Origin of the sequence: Pandoraea capi (genome assembly GCF_902459735.1) — a bacterium.
GTDB lineage: Bacteria > Pseudomonadota > Gammaproteobacteria > Burkholderiales > Burkholderiaceae > Pandoraea > Pandoraea capi.
Map to the genome: position 1 here is coordinate 140,220 of NZ_CABPRV010000002.1, position 13,845 is coordinate 154,064.

Below are 13,845 nucleotides of genomic sequence, written 5' to 3' on the forward strand. Positions count from 1 at the left end.
TACGGTGTGTTGCGTTATAAAGTTGACACACCAAAAGTCACTGTCCGATAGCCTTCGGTCGGTTTGCCGACCGGATTTGGCCCTCGTCAGCGGCAAGAACTCAAGTCCCAAGCAGGAAAGCAATGATCGAACGTCCGATTTCTCGCCCCGCCTCTGCTCCCGAGCCTGCCCCCGAACCTCAACCCGTTTCCGGCACCGTCACCCGTAGCGCCATCTTTCTCGTCGCCACCGTTCGCGACGACGAAGCCGCACACGCTGCGGTTCGCAGTTGGTGTGCCGATGCCGCCGCGTATGTCCGCTCGGTCGGCAAGCGCGTGCCGAGCGGCAATCTGTCGTGCGTCGTTGGTTTCAGCGACAACGCCTGGGACCGCCTGTTCGGCGACCCGCGCCCGGCGGAGCTGCATCCGTTCCGCGAATTCGGTGCCGGCAAGCGTCACGCCCCGGCCACCCCAGGCGATCTGTTGCTGCACATCCGCGCAGAGCAGATGGACCTGTGCTTCGACCTCGCCACGCTCATGCTGAACAAGCTGGGCGACGCCGTGACCGTCGTCGACGAGGTTCACGGCTTCCGCTATTTCGACATGCGCGCGATGATCGGTTTCGTCGACGGCACCGAGAACCCCGAGGGCCAGGAAGCGCTAGATTTCACGGTAATGGGCGACGAAGACCCCGACTTCGCCGGTGGCAGCTATGTGCTGGTGCAGAAGTACCTGCACGACATGACTGGCTGGAATGCGTTGCCGGTGGAGGTGCAGGAGCGCATCATCGGCCGCACCAAGTTCTCGGACGTCGAGCTCGACGAGGACGTCAAGCCGAGCAATTCGCACAGCGCGCTCACCACGCTCGAAGTCGACGGCAAGGAAGTGAAGATCCTGCGCGACAACATGCCGTTCGGCCGCCCCGGCTCGGGCGAGTTCGGCACGTTCTTCATTGGCTACGCGCGCTCGCCGTGGCCCATCGAGCAGATGCTGGAGAACATGTTCGTCGGCAAGCCGCCCGGTAACTACGACCGCTTGCTGGACTTCAGCACGGCGGTGACCGGCGGGCTGTTCTTCGTACCCTCGGCGTCGCTGCTGGAATCGTTGGCCGAGCGTGAACCGGTGGCGGCCGCGGCCGGTGCCGGTCAGGTTATCAAGACGTTGATCGACGCACAGCCTTCCAGCGTGCAGGTCCTCGACGCTCAAGCTTCTCATCAGGCAAGCCCCGCACCCGCGGATGGCTCGCTGCAAATCGGATCGCTCAAAGGAGTTTCTCAGGCATGAATAACCTGCATCGCGAACTGGCCCCCATTTCGAGCGCCGCGTGGGCGCAGATCGAAGAAGAGGTGGCCCGCACATTCAAGCGTACGGTGGCCGCCCGTCGTGTGGTCGACGTGAAAGGCCCGGGCGGTCTGGCGCTCGCGGGCGTCGGCACCGGTCATCAGACGTCCATCGATGCGCCGCTCGACGGCGTGGGCGCACGTCAGCGCGAAGTGAAGCCGCTCGTGGCGCTGCGTGTGCCGTTCGAGCTGTCGCGCGAAGCCATCGACGATGTCGAGCGCGGCGCGAACGACTCCGACTGGCAACCGGCCAAGGACGCCGCGATCAAGCTGGCGTATGCCGAAGACCGTGCCATTTTCGACGGCTATGAAGCCGCCCGCATCACGGGCGTGCGTCAGGGCACGTCGAACCCGGTGCTGCCGCTTCCCGACAACATCGCCGATTACCCGACTGTGATCGCCAAGGCGCTCGAACAACTGCGTCTGGAAGGTGTCGACGGTCCCTACAGCGTGTTGCTGGGCGCCGATGCCTACACGGCCGTCGCGGAAGCGAACGATCAGGGCTACCCGATTCTGGAGCACATCGGCCACATCGTGAGCGGCGAGATCATCTGGGCGCCGGCGATCGATGGCGGTTGTATCGTCTCGACGCGCGGTGGCGACTACGAGATGCACATCGGCCAGGACGTCTCCATCGGTTACCTCGACCACACGGCCACGACGGTTCGTTTGTATCTGGAAGAGACCTTCACCTTCCTGATGCTCACGGCCGAGGCAGGGGTGTCGGTCGGCAACGCCAGGCCCGCGGGCGTCAAGAAGAAAGCGAAGTAATTCGTTGAGGTCGATGCGGTAAATCATTGACCCAAAAGAAAAACGGCTGAGGCGAAAAATCGCACTCAGCCGTTTTTCGTTGTGCCGTGTCGATCAGTTGGCGGCGGGCGAAGAGGCTGCTGCGGGGGCTTCGGCAGGCGCGCCGCCCTCAGCGGACGCCGCATCCGTCGGCTTCTCGATGATGACGCGACGGTTATCGCGCGCAATGACCTTCATCGGCAGGCCGAGCGTCTCCAGTACCGTGAACTTCTCCGGATCGACCAGCGCGAGCGCCTTCGGATCGGCCATCCAGACATCCACGAACTTTTCCAGCGTGGGCACCCAGCTATCCGGCGCTTGCGAGATGCCGAACTCAAGCTCGTCCTGCACCGCGACCATGATCATCGGCTGACGCAGGTAATAGGGCATCGTGTGATCGAGCGTGCCGACCGAGTAGAACGGCGTGTCCGGCCCCAGCCGGTCCATCTCCGCGCGCACTGCCGGCACCAGATCCACACCCGAGCTGGCGCGTCCGAACGCTTCGTGACCCGATCCACCGATCATCGCGAAAGCCAGCCACGTGCCGGCGAAGGCGATCAGCGCCTGTTTGGTACTGCGCGTGCTCAGCCAGCGCGTGATGCCGATGCCGATCAGACCGACCACGCTCGCCGCATATAGGTAATACGTGAACGCGCGATAGGCCTCGACCGGGTTACGGCTGTCGGAATGATGCGAGAGGAACACGAGGCCCGTGACGATCGTCGCCACGAACAGCACGACGGACACGATCAGGTGCTTGCGCAGCGACTCGCGGGTCATGCCGGCGAGTCCGAGACCGAACAGCATGGCGATGGCCGGCACGATCGGCAGCACGTACGAAATCAGCTTCGAGTGCGAGAGCGAGAAGAAGCAGAAGATGAAGACGGCCCAGACCGTGATCATCAGCACCGGACGAAAGCCGTTCGCCTGACGCGGCACGGCACGCGAGCCCGCGAAGGCACGCGGGATCATCGACAGCCACGGCAGGAAACCGACGATCAGCACCGGCACGAAGTACCAGAGGGCGCCCGGGCGGTTGTGGTCCGGCTTCAGGAAGCGGTTGAAGTGCTCGTTGATGAAGAAAAATTCGAAGAACGACGGGTTGCGCGACATCACGGCGGCGAACCACGGCACGGTGACGGCGAGCATCACGATCAGACCGCTCACGAGATGCAGGCGCTTCCACAAGGCCCAGTCGCGCGCAATCAGGGTGTAGATCACGAGCACGGCGCCGGGCAGTACGACGCCGATCAGGCCCTTGCTCAGGATCGACAGCCCCATCGCGGCCCAGCACAGCCACATCCAGTTACGCGTCTGCGTATCGGTAAGACCCGGGCGCTGGGCAAGCAGCAGCGAGCACAGGACCAGCGTCATCATGAACGACAGTCCCATGTCGAGCACGTTGAAGTGACCGAGCAGACTCCACAGCGGGGCGCTTGCCAGTGTGAGGGCGGCGAAGAAGCCCGCGCGGGCGCTGAACACGCGACGGCCGGTATAACCCACGAGCAGCACGCCGCCGAAGCCGGTCAGCGCCGTCCACAGACGCGCCTGCCAGTCACCGAGACCGAAGACCATGAACGTGAGTGCGTTCATCCAGGTCTGGAACGGCGGCTTCTCGAAATACAGATACCCGTTGTAGCGCGGTGTGACCCAGTCGCCCGTGACCAGCATTTCGCGGGCCATTTCGGCATAGCGGCCTTCGTCGCTGGAGATCAGGTGGCGCAGATTCAGCACGCCGAACCAGACCAGCGCGAACACGATCAACAGCCACAGCAGGGCCGTCGGAGAAATCGGCCAGGGCTCTAACCCGGCGTCACGTTGAGGACGTGTGGACATGAATGCGAAGCTTCCGTCTTGATGGATGAAGTGATGAGGCAGTTAACTTTTGTGAGCGCCGGGAGACTGTAACCCCTGAGCGCCCCGCGTGGGTTCGGTGGTCCCATTGGCCGGGTGATGTGTGCTTTGGGAGTGCTGCGGATTGTCTGGATTGGGAAGCGCGACATGGACATGCAGGCCGCGAGGCGCTGACGCGCTGGCGTCCGTCAACTGGACCTGTCCGCCGAGCCTGTCGACGATGGCCCGCACGATCGCAAGGCCCAGTCCGGTGCCTTCGCCGCCGTGATCGCGGGATTCGCGATGATCGGTGGCGCGGTAGAACGCGTCGAACACGCGCTCACGCTTGTCGGCATCGATGCCGGGACCGGAGTCGATCACGTCGATGATCACATCGCTCGCGGTCGACGACAGACGTACCGATACCGTGCCGCCCGCCGGGGTATAACGCACGGCATTGCCGACGATATTGCCCAGCAGCGTGACGATGTCGCGTTTCGCGCCGGCGACACGCAGGCCGGACCGTCCGGGCGGATTCGTGGCGGTATTCGATGTCGCGTCGACCAGATCGAGCACGATCTGCTTTCTGTCGGCGAGCACGAATACGTCTTCCAGCGCTTCATGCACGGCGGGCAGCAGCATCAGCGGCGGGGCGGGCACGATCGGGGCGCTCTGGGCTCTCGCAAGCGTGAGCAACTGTTCGATCAGGGTTCGGGTGCGTCGCAAACCGCTCTTGAGCTTGGTCAGACGGTTCCGCGTTTCCGCGTCGAGCCCTGCGGGTTCGAGTGCGCGGTCGAGGTTCTCCGACTGAATCACCAGTGCGGTAACGGGCGAGCGCAATTCGTGCGCGGCGTCGGCGACGAACCGGCGTTGTTCGTCGAGTGCCTTGTCGAGGCGGGACAGCAGACGGTTGATCGACACGATGAACGGCTCGATCTCGGTCGGTGCCCCTTGCGTATCGAGCCCGCGCAGATCGGTATCGCGCCGTTTGTCGACTTCGGCAGCCAGTTGCTGCACCGGACGCCATGCGCGGCGAACCGTCCAGACAATGGCGGCGATGAGCAGCGGCACGAACACGACGAACGGTAGTGCGGTGCGCAAACCGCTATTACGTGCGATCTCGTTGCGACCCTCGGTCGGTTGCGCGACGACGATACGCAGTTCCGGTCCAATGGTGCGCACGAAAGCGCGCCAGGTATGGTCGCCGGTGTTGACGGTGTGAAAGCCGTCGGACAGCGTTACCGGAAACGTGCCGCCGAGGCGTTGCACCGTCAGACGGTAGTCGTGATCCTGAATCGGCAGGCCGTGCATGGCGTTGTCGGCACCAGCGAGATTGCGCGTGTCAACGAGGGCGGCGAGTTGCAGCAGTTGGTCGTCCTGAAACCGGTAGGCCTCACGAAACGCCGCCGCATAGGAGACGAAACCGGCAACGATGGCCAGCCCCAGCGCGCAGGCCGAGAGCGTGACCACCAGTCGCGACTGCAAGGAACGCATCATGCCTTGGGCACCAGCCAGCCCGCGCCACGGATATTACGGATGACGTCCGCCCCGAGCTTCTTGCGAATGGAGTGGATCAGGAAGTCGATCATGTTGCTCTCGATCTCCTCGCCCCAGCCGTACAGGCGGTGTTCGAGGGCGTCGCGCGACAGGATCGTGCCCGGGCGAAGCATCAACGCATGCAGCAGCGCGTATTCGCGTGCCGAAAGCACACAACTGTTTTCGCCGTACGTCGCCTGATGGGTGGCGGGATCGAGCGCGAGCGCGCCGTTGGTCAACACCGGCACGGCCACACCGGCATGACGCCGGATCACCGCACGCATGCGGGCAAGCAGCTCGCCTACTTCGAACGGCTTCACGACGAAGTCGTCGGCACCGAGATCGAGGCCCTGAATGATGTCTTCGGCGCCGTCGCGGGCCGTGACGACGATGATGGGTGTACGCCCGCCCGCCCCACGATGGGCACGCAGGACCTCCCAGCCGTCGCGCCCCGGCAGGCCGAGGTCGAGCAGCATCAGGTCGTAGGCATGGGCGGCGAGGGCAGCCAGCGCGGCATCGCCGTCACGACACCAGTCGGCCGCATAGGAGGCGTCCTTGAGCGCCTGCATCATGGCCTCTCCGATCATGGAGTCGTCTTCTACGAGCAATATCCGCATGGTTTTCCGTACGCATTCTGGCGTGGCCGAGTCAGCCTACGCCTAAATCTTGCCGACCATGGAGGACGGCACGGGCGCACGATAGCGCGCGAAACTTAGGAGACACTTAGTGCGTGCGAGCGTCCGCTGGCGCGACTATGCCACGTAAAGTTATAAACAATCAATGACTTAGCAGGGATTTTTCAAGTGATGTTGCGTTTCGATGATTTAGGCGCCTCGGGTGAAAACGGGGCCGCAGGATCGCACACCGACCCACTTCGAGGGATTTCCCAGCTTCGGTGCTTGGGACGAGGGCCGGGCTGCGGGCGCCGAGTGCTTTCAGGAGGATGCGCGAGACGGTGGCGAGAGCGTGCGGGATACGTCCTGCAAGACGTCGATGAGCGCGAGTGCGGCGGCACTCGGTGCGTGGCCATGCAATACGCCGACGGTCGGTGCGACGTGCGAAAACCGCAGACCGAAATCATGCAACGACGCCCCCAGCGGTGAGCGCGCCACGCCCAGACGTGACGCCAGGAACAGGCAAGGCATCGCCTGCGCCGTGCTGGCGTTGGTCATGAGCGTAACGGACTCCATGATGACGCGCGGCAACGGCAGCCCCTGATGCGCGAATTCGGTATCGATGGCACGGCGCATCGGCGAGCCGGGGGGCGGCACGATCCATGGGTAGCGCGCAGCGTCAGCCCAGTCCGGCGACGGATGCGAGACGAGCGGGTGGTGGCGAGCGCCAAAGACACGAACGTCGTCGTCATAAAGCGGCACGACCCCGAAGCCCGCATTCATCGCGGTTTCGTCCAGTCGGCAGATGAGCAGATCGATCTCGTGCCATTGCGCGCGGGGCAGCAGGCGATCGAGCGTCTCTTCGAGCAAGTTGATGCGTAGCGCCGGGCCGGTGCATTCGAGCCGGGCGAGCGTCTGGGGCATCAGCACGCTCGCCATCCCGGGAAGAATGCCGACGTTGACGGGCTTGGCCAGCCCGTCGCGCAATGCCTGCATGGCGGGCGCCACGCCCGCGAGGTCGGTCAACATGCGCTCCGCGCGTTCCAGCAGTGCATCGCCATAGGGCGTTGGCGTAACGCGCCGCGTGGTGCGTTCGAACAGCGCGACGCCCAGCGCCTGTTCGATCTCGCGTAACCACTTGGACAGCGCCGGCTGGGTAATCGCTGCCGCCTCCGCCGTCCGGGCAAAGCTGCGTGTGCGGCCCAGCCATCGGAGTGTCTCGAGGTCACGAATGCGCAGCTTGCGCAGCACGGCCGGGATCTGACGGGCGAGGGGCCCGGCGTCCGGGCTTGGGGAGGGGCGCGCTTCGGGCATGGCTAAGGGGGCGAGGGACTCCATCGGTGCATAGACTCGGCGATGCCGCGCTATTGATGTCATTTTGGTAATGAATATAGCGTGACTTTTCATCGATGTGTACTGAGTCTTGCCAAATAATGAGACTCCCATCCGGTAGCCGACGCGTCGCACGACGTTGGCGCCTTCTCAGGAGCGAGACGCATGACACCCCACAAGCCTTCGTCCCCCGCATCGTCGAACAACGACGTAACCTCAACGCCATCGTCGGGACCGAACCCGTCACGGCGGGGCTTCCTGAAGCAGGCCGGTGCGGCGGTCGCGTCGGTAGGACTGACGTCTTCGGCCTTGGCGGCGCCGACGTCCAGCCACCGTGATCCGCATGTCGACGACGGTTACACGATGCCGCAGGAAGCCCCTGCCACGCCGCCCAAGGGCTACAACATCCTGTTCATCCTGACGGATCAGGAGCGGCACTTCGACAAGTGGCCGTTCCCGGTGCCGGGCCGGGAGCGTTTGCGCCGCGAGGGCGTGACGTTCATGAATCACCAGATCGCGGCCTGCGTCTGTTCCCCTTCGCGCTCCGTGGTGTACACCGGACAGCACATCCAGCACACGCGCGTATTCGATAACTGCGGCATTCCTTGGCAGCCGGACATGTCGACCGACCTTCGCACCATCGGTCACATGATGCGGGACGCGGGGTATTACGCCGCCTATCTCGGCAAATGGCATCTGAGCGGCAAGCTGCATCAGAACCACACGCCCTACGACACTCCGACGCAGGCCTATAACGCGCTGTTCAAGTCGTATGGGTTCGACGACTACTTCGGCGTGGGCGACCTGATCGGACGCGTGCGCGGCGGCTACACCTACGATGGCCTGACGACATCGTCGGCGGTGTCGTGGCTGCGCGGACGCGGTGCCCAACTGGCGAGCGAACAGAAACCGTGGTTCATGGCGGTCAACCTAGTCAATCCGCACGACGCCATGTTCCTGAACACCGATCCCGCAGGCGTCGACACGCAGAACGCCAGCGGGCCGACGCTGGGCAACGCCCGTCCCCCGAAGAATGCGATTTACGACGCGCACTGGAATGTACCGCTCGCCGCCACGCGCAAGCAGGCCTACGATGCGCCGGGGCGTCCGGCCGCGCACGGTGTCTATAACGCCGCCGAGGGCGTGCTGGTCGGCGACTATCCGCTGGACGACGCGCGGCTCCAGGTCTATCAGGACTATTACTTCAACTGCATTCGCGATTGCGACACGCACGTGGTGAAGCTGCTCGACACGTTGCGCGAACTGGGCATCGACAAGAACACCATCGTGGTGATGAGTGCGGATCACGGCGACCATGTCGGTGCGCACAAGCTCGTCGGGAAGGGGCCGACGGCCTACCGCGAGCAGAACCACGTGCCGCTCGTCATTCGTCACCCGGCCTATCCGGGCGGGAAGCAATGCGCGGCCCTCAGTTCGCATCTGGACATCACGCCCACGCTGCTCGGATTGACGGGGTTAGACGCCGCAGGCGTTGCCCGGGTGACCGGCGACGCGGCACATGGACACGACCTGACGCCGTTGCTGCGACGCCCCGAGCGGCAGGCCGTCGACGCGTTGCGCCCGGCGGCACTCTTCAATTACGCGATGCTGCTGTACTACGACAGCGAGTGGCTGGCACAGGAGTATGCGACGTTGCGTCAGAAAGGCGTGCCGATCGAGGAGATCCATCGGCGGGTGATAGCGCGTCAACCCGACTTCCGGCATCGCGGCATGATCCGCAGCGTTTTCGATGGACGTTACCGCTTCTCGCGCTATTTCTCTCCCGAACAGTTCAACCGGCCGACGTCGCTCGAAACGCTTTTCGCCAGTAACGACGTGGAGCTTTACGACTTGCACGCCGATCCGACCGAGTCGCGCAATCTCGCGCTGGCGCCGCGCGCCAATGGCGCCTTGCTGCTTGCGATGAACGCGCTGCTCAACGACCGGCTCGACGCGGAAGTGGGTGACGACCGGCCCGACATTCTGCCGATCCGCGACGGCCGGGTGCATTTCACGTTCGAGAAGGCGACCGGCTGATTCAATAAGGCGTTGATGGTGTGATGCCGCCCGGCAAGCCAATGACGTTGGCAGGCCAGGGGGCATCGGTGGTACGCTCGTGCGACTGTGCGGCGGCTCGCCGCACGCGGCTGCGTCGTGCTATCCGCTTCTTCCTTCGCCATGAAAAAACGTCAATTCCTCGCCGGTGCCGTGGCACTGGGCGCGTCGGTGCCTGTACTTGCCAAGCCAGCCGCATCGGGTGTATCGGGGCCTTCTGCGGGGGCGTCGTCCGGCCCGGTGTCGACGCCGCTCGTCACGATTTCCGGTGCGATCGAGCGCCACAATCGCGGCCCCGTCGATCCGGCACTGGATCAACTGTTCCACAAGCAACTGGTGCAATTCGATGCGGGATATGCGCTCGACTTCGCCATGCTCACGCGCATGTCCGCCCAGACAATCCGCCCGACGCTCGAATACGACGCCAAGCCGCATACGTTGCGCGGCCCGCGTCTGGCCGACGTGCTTGTACAGGCGGGGGCGCCGTCGAACCCGGCGACGCAGGTGCTGCTGCGCGCCATTGACGGCTACGTCGTGGCAACCACATTGGGGCAAGTGCGTGAGTACCGCTTCCTGCTCGCCACGCATCTCGATGACAAGCCGCTCGCGCTGGGTGGACTCGGGCCGTTGTGGGCGGTGTATGACCCGGCCGCGATTCCCGCACTGGCGGGCAAACCGCTCAAGGAGCGGTTCACCCTTTGCCCGTGGGGCGTTTATCACATTCAGGTCAACGCGGTGTCCTGAGCGGCGACCGCTCAGCGCGACGTCGGGCGGCCCGGCAGCGACGGGGCCAGCGGCGGGGGATCGATGGGCTGGAACGGGCTCATTCGCCCCGGCAGTTTGACGGGCTCCAGTTCGTCGACGTCTTCATGCAGGATTCGGCGGATTTCCAGAATGGCCTGCGGCGTCTCCTGCACGCTGTGGCCGGCCACGATCACCCGCTCGGACTCGGCGCCTGCGAGATGCGCGCTGGTGTAGGGCACCACGCCGTCGCTCGACGCTTCGAGCGGTCCCTGCGCACTACGTCGCGCAATGATCGAGTGGTACTGCACCGCCGGCGATATCTTCAGCCCGGCGGCGGCCATCACGTACGGATCGTTGTCGCGCAACTGATCGATGCTGTTGGGCACGTAACGTGTCTTGCCCTCGGATGGATTGTCCTCCGAGCCGGTCGCGTAGTGCAGCACGTCGTCGATGCTCGAGAGCAGGGTGACGGGGAGTTTGATGAGGTTCGAGACCCAGCGTCCGAGCCGGTTACGGGCGAACGGCGTGCCGCGATGCGGTGCGGCAATGAAGATGGCCCGCTCGAATTGCGGTACCGGCCGGAAGTCGAACAGCGGGTCGAGCCGGTCGCGGGCGCGATCGATCTGTTCATCGTCGAGGTGATACTGGCTCTGGAATGTCTCCCACAAATCGTCATCGGAGCTGGAGACCATCAACCGGGCGATCACGCCGCCCATGCTGTGCCCGATGATCACGGCGTTATGCGACGCCGCTGACAGGCCGTCCGGATCGAAGTTTTTCAGCGTGGCCGCGAATGCGTTGCGAATGGCCATCGCGTTCACGAGGATCGGTGAATTCGTCGGGTAATAGACCTGCCAGACCTGAAAATGCTCGCGCAGCGTGGCGTCGCCCTGAATCTCGTTGGCCAGGTTCACCCAGGCTTCGGGGCTGCTCGCCAGACCGTGCAGCATCAGGATCACGCGGCGTCCCGGATCGAACGGCTGCATCAGATAGATGTGGGGACGCACGATGCCCCGGTCGCGCCCGAACAGGGTGCGCAGCGATTGTTCTGCAAAACCGGAGCGCGCCAGCCAAAGACCGTAACCGGCGGTGAAGTTGCCCGCGAGCGGCACCAACTGGTGGTTGAGCTCGACCGATGTCTGCCGGTAGGGGTCGTAGACAACCAGCGTGGCGACCTGTGTCGTGAGCACCTCTTCGAGGGTCGTGCCGTTAAAGCGCAGCAACAGCGTGAGCGAGGGCGAGGGCATCTCACTGAAGACGGGGCCGGCGTTGGGATCGGTAGCACGCCGGAAGTCGCGTGACGCGCGGCTCTCACGGGTGCTCAGGCCACCGCGCGAACCGCTGTCGTCGTTGTCGTAATCCGGCCCCGTCGCAGCATCGCCGCGTGGTGTCGGGCTGCGGGTGGTCGCGGAGAGTGCATCGGCCGCGGACTTCTCGTCGAGCACGGCGACGAGTTCTGCGCCGAAGCCGTCGCGTCGGTACGGGCTGCGCAGCCCCGCGAACGATAGCGTCGAGGCGGGTAGCACTTCGCGCGGCTGAGTACGGTTCCCGGCGAATCGCACGCTGCTGGTATCCACCGGCAACGTCCACCCGGCAATCTTGTCGCTGCCCGTTTGCTGCACCCGGCGGAAAAGGGCGACGGCGAAGTTCTGCACGGCATAGTTGTAGTAGTCACGGACCTGCGTCTGCCGGTCCTCGAACGCGCGCTCGCTCGACGGGCGGTCGCTGTAGAACAGGTACGCATACGAGTAGCGCGCGGTGCGCAACCACAGGTCGAACTGTGCGTCGTTCCATTGCTTGTCGCCGGGGGACGTTTGCGCGATGGCGAGTTGCATCGAGATCTCTGCCATGGCCGCCAGTCGCCGGTCGACATCGATTTCCTTGGCGCGGCCCAGGGCATCGATACAGTCGAGCGACGTTTTGGCGCAGATCGTCTCGTCCAGGCCGGCCACCCGGATCGTCTGGTCGGTCGAGGCACTGAGCTTGCCTGTGGACAGAATGTCACCGCGCTTCATGGCGATGTACTGCTCCGGGCCGAGGGAGCGGACTTCCACCATTGCGCAGCCCGAGAGGACCGTCAGCCAGAGGACGGCGGCCAGCGCACTGGCACGACGAAGCCCCGATTGCGTGCGAGCGGACATCACGGCTTCACCGTCGGATCGTCGCCCGGCACGCCCTGACGGATGCGTGTCGAGAAGTCCGGTGCGTCGCCGGCGGCCAGCGCCCGCTGTACGAAATTACCGCGCTCATAGAGCTGAGCGTAGGTGAAGCCGGGCGTCAGACCGCCCTGATCGTAGGCGTATTCGGCAAAGTAGCCGGACAGCAGCAGGCGGTAGTCGAGGGGTAAGCCTGGCGCGATGAGCCGTGCGATCTCGAAGACGATGGTGGTGCAGTTGCTTGTAAGCGTGTTGTACCAGGCTGGCTCGCCGCGCAGTTCGCGCGCGCGTGCCAGATAGCCCAGAAACACCTCGCGTAGTGCTTTCGGCGGAATGTTCAGCCGGTAGAGGTAGGTCGTCTCGCCGCGCACGTTGCTGCGCACACGCAGGATGTCGCGCTCGTCGGCCGCGACCAGCGTCGCTTCGAAGTCCTTGAAGAATCCGCCGATAGCCGAGAACTTCTGCCCCTGCTTCTTGCGGATCTCGATGGAGAACACCACGCGCTTGCCGTCGGAAAACCCGAACGACACGAGCGTGTGCGCAATCGCGGGGCCCATCCAGTATGAGAGGACCAGATCGGCGCTGACGAGCTTGTCGAGGTCGTATTCACGGGTTTCCCAGCGGGGAGTGAAGTCGGTTTCGGTGCGCCATTCTAAATTGCGCACGTTGTGCAGTGTGACGCGCGAGCCGTCGATCTGTGAATCGAGCAGTTGTGCCACGTCGGCGGCCCAGTTGCGGTCGTTCGACGGCCGGATCGTTTGCCACCACCCGATGAGTAGAATCGCCGCGATCAGAAAGCCCAGCGGCCAGCCCCGGAGCGGTATGCCGGCGCGTACGCGCAGCAGTGCAACGAGGGCCGCGACACCGAGCAACACCCACAGCGCGATGACGAGATAGCGCACGAGCGCCGGGCCGGGGCAGCGGTAGACGAGGGCCATGGCCCCCCAGGCGCACACGCCCAGCACGAGCAGGGCGAGAAAGGCGCGCAGCACGTACACGTACCACGCGATTTGATGGCCAGCGAGCGCGTCGCCGGCGTGGGATTGCAGATGCACCATGATTCGCAGAGTTCGATCCGGGGTGGCCGCCGGTCAATGTTTCAGCCCTATGGCAGGTCCGATCGCCATGCGACCGGGCTACGGTATCGATAGCCGCTCGGCCCAACCCGTGCGACGCACCCCCCGTTTTTTCCTGTTCAGCGTCGAAGAATACCAGCAGACCGGCCTCAAGGACTTCCAACGATTTACCGGCGTCGAGCTCGGAAGGTCTGGAGGTCGTCTGCATGAACGGCACATCGGTGTAGAAGCGCTGAAGTCTCAGGCAAGCCGCGCCGGGCGTGACGGACGTTACAATGCCTGCCCCATCGGCCGGATTTCAGGCCCCACGGTTAAGGAGACGTCATGAGGCTCAGGTGTTGAGGCGGCCCGGGAAGGCGCGTGCGGCGGCGGTATCCCCATCATTCGCGACA

General features: G+C 64.4%; 11 protein-coding genes. 5 read left to right on the forward strand and 6 right to left on the reverse strand.

Going from position 1 to position 13,845, the window contains the following annotated elements:
- Positions 1 to 122 precede the first annotated feature (122 nt).
- A complete protein-coding gene (locus PCA20602_RS04140; protein ID WP_150720111.1) occupies positions 123 to 1,262 on the forward strand; it encodes a Dyp-type peroxidase in 1,140 nt (379 codons plus the stop codon).
- Complete coding sequence (locus tag PCA20602_RS04145; protein WP_150720112.1) at positions 1,259 to 2,089, forward strand: family 1 encapsulin nanocompartment shell protein; 831 nt, start codon at positions 1,259 to 1,261, stop codon at positions 2,087 to 2,089. The genes PCA20602_RS04140 and PCA20602_RS04145 overlap by 4 nt, the downstream gene beginning before the upstream one ends.
- Positions 2,090 to 2,182: 93 nt before the next feature.
- Here PCA20602_RS04145 and PCA20602_RS04150 read toward each other — a convergent pair whose 3' ends face one another.
- From PCA20602_RS04150 to PCA20602_RS04165, 4 genes are all read right to left on the reverse strand, one after another.
- On the reverse strand, positions 2,183 to 3,943 hold the full coding sequence (locus PCA20602_RS04150; protein WP_150720113.1) for a glycosyltransferase family 39 protein: 1,761 nt from the start codon (positions 3,941 to 3,943) through the stop codon (positions 2,183 to 2,185).
- Positions 3,944 to 3,985: 42 nt separating this feature from the next.
- Entirely contained in the window at positions 3,986 to 5,437 is a 1,452-nt protein-coding gene (locus PCA20602_RS04155; RefSeq protein WP_150720114.1) for a sensor histidine kinase, read from the reverse strand.
- The gene (locus PCA20602_RS04160; RefSeq protein ID WP_069343793.1) at positions 5,434 to 6,093 is read right to left on the reverse strand and encodes a response regulator transcription factor; all 660 of its coding nucleotides are present in this window, start codon (positions 6,091 to 6,093) and stop codon (positions 5,434 to 5,436) included. The genes PCA20602_RS04155 and PCA20602_RS04160 overlap by 4 nt, the downstream gene beginning before the upstream one ends.
- 318 nt (positions 6,094 to 6,411) lie before the next feature.
- Positions 6,412 to 7,428 carry a LysR family transcriptional regulator gene (locus PCA20602_RS04165; RefSeq protein ID WP_174980795.1) on the reverse strand — a complete coding sequence of 339 codons (1,017 nt, stop codon included), beginning with the start codon at positions 7,426 to 7,428 and terminating at the stop codon, positions 6,412 to 6,414.
- Positions 7,429 to 7,587: 159 nt separating this feature from the next.
- On the opposite strand from PCA20602_RS04165, the gene PCA20602_RS04170 reads away from it, so the two are divergent.
- Together PCA20602_RS04170 and PCA20602_RS04175 are read left to right on the forward strand one after the other, a co-directional pair.
- Positions 7,588 to 9,459: a sulfatase family protein gene (locus PCA20602_RS04170; protein ID WP_150720116.1), complete on the forward strand. Its 1,872-nt coding sequence runs from the start codon at positions 7,588 to 7,590 to the stop codon at positions 9,457 to 9,459.
- A 141-nt stretch (positions 9,460 to 9,600) separates the two neighbouring features.
- Positions 9,601 to 10,221: a putative pterin-binding protein gene (locus PCA20602_RS04175; protein WP_150720117.1), complete on the forward strand. Its 621-nt coding sequence runs from the start codon at positions 9,601 to 9,603 to the stop codon at positions 10,219 to 10,221.
- Between the two features lie 11 nt (positions 10,222 to 10,232).
- Here PCA20602_RS04175 and PCA20602_RS04180 read toward each other — a convergent pair whose 3' ends face one another.
- A complete protein-coding gene (locus tag PCA20602_RS04180; RefSeq protein WP_174980797.1) occupies positions 10,233 to 12,362 on the reverse strand; it encodes an esterase/lipase family protein in 2,130 nt (709 codons plus the stop codon).
- Complete coding sequence (locus PCA20602_RS04185) at positions 12,362 to 13,435, reverse strand: Lnb N-terminal periplasmic domain-containing protein (RefSeq protein ID WP_150720118.1); 1,074 nt, start codon at positions 13,433 to 13,435, stop codon at positions 12,362 to 12,364. The genes PCA20602_RS04180 and PCA20602_RS04185 overlap by 1 nt, the downstream gene beginning before the upstream one ends.
- Here PCA20602_RS04185 and PCA20602_RS04190 point away from each other — a divergent pair.
- Complete coding sequence (locus tag PCA20602_RS04190; RefSeq protein WP_174980799.1) at positions 13,434 to 13,781, forward strand: hypothetical protein; 348 nt, start codon at positions 13,434 to 13,436, stop codon at positions 13,779 to 13,781. The genes PCA20602_RS04185 and PCA20602_RS04190 overlap by 2 nt on opposite strands.
- Positions 13,782 to 13,845: the final 64 nt, after the last annotated feature.